This window comes from Aquitalea sp. ASV15 (genome assembly GCF_016429115.1).
GTDB lineage: Bacteria > Pseudomonadota > Gammaproteobacteria > Burkholderiales > Chromobacteriaceae > Aquitalea > Aquitalea magnusonii.
The window spans coordinates 1-992 of sequence record NZ_JAELTZ010000121.1 but is presented as its reverse complement, the minus strand read 5'-3'; the positions used below and the strand labels follow the sequence as shown (position 1 = coordinate 992).

Genomic DNA, 992 nt, shown 5'->3' with positions numbered 1-992 from the left:
CTCATCACCCGCTTCAACGCCTGGGCGCAACTGCGCGACTGCGCCGAGGACACGGTGGAGAAAATCGTGGTCAAGCAAACCGCGCTGCTCACCGCCTGGCGCATCGAACGCTTTGCCGGTGGCCTGGGTGGCAGCGGCGGGGTACATCAGGAACAGACCGCCGCGTTTAAACGCATTCCGCCGGATGACGCCATGCATAACGACTGGGCCAAAACCGCCTGGCAGCAAGCACAGGCGCATGAGCAGGCACAAGACGAACTGGCCACGGTCATCAACCGCCCCGGCAGCACCATGCGCGATGTGCAAAAAGCACAGGACAAGGTGGCGGCCAACCCGGCCCCGCCCGGCGTGGTGGACCCGCGCAGCGGCCAGGTAGTGCCGGGACTGACCGTACCATCCCCCGCCAAGGACTTCGACCCCAGCATGGACCACTCGCAGCTGCGCGAAGCGGCGCTGGAGTTTCGCGAAGACTATCTGCACTGGCGGCGGGTGGACCACTTGTTCAATGAAAAGGGCAAGCGCCTGCCCAGCCCGCTGGCCGAGCCGGGCCAGGCCAGCCTGATTGATAGCGACCCGGACTGGAAACGCCCCTGGCATTTAACCTGGACCCTGATCGGCCTGTGGCTGGCTACGCTGTTCTCCCGCCCGATCAACCCCGACCACGAATACGAAGGGGTTTATCTGCTGCGCGAAGGCGAACAGCGCTGGCGCGACGTGGGTAATGGCCAGGGGCTGGCGGCAGCGGCCAACCGCGATCTGCTGGCCTTGTTTGACGAGCACATACACGATTCGCGCGCCTGGTTCATGATGGCGGCCACCGGCAACCGCGAAATCGACGCCAGCTACTTCCGGCTGCGGACCATTTTGTACGATGACCTCACCAACAAACGCTACCTGAACGCCTTGCAAAAGAGCGCTGCCGCCTGTGCGCCGCCAGCCGCGGTGCAGGCACAGCCGACGGAATGGGCCGGGCAAGAAGGGGGTGGCTGATG

1 protein-coding gene is annotated in these 992 nt (G+C 64.8%); it reads left to right on the top strand.

Annotation, left to right across the window (positions count from 1 at the left end; translation table 11 throughout):
* On the top strand, nt 1–990 hold a 990-nt coding region (locus JHD64_RS21095), incomplete at its 5' end, for a hypothetical protein (protein ID WP_199055562.1).
* Between the last annotated feature and the right edge of the window lie 2 nt (nt 991–992).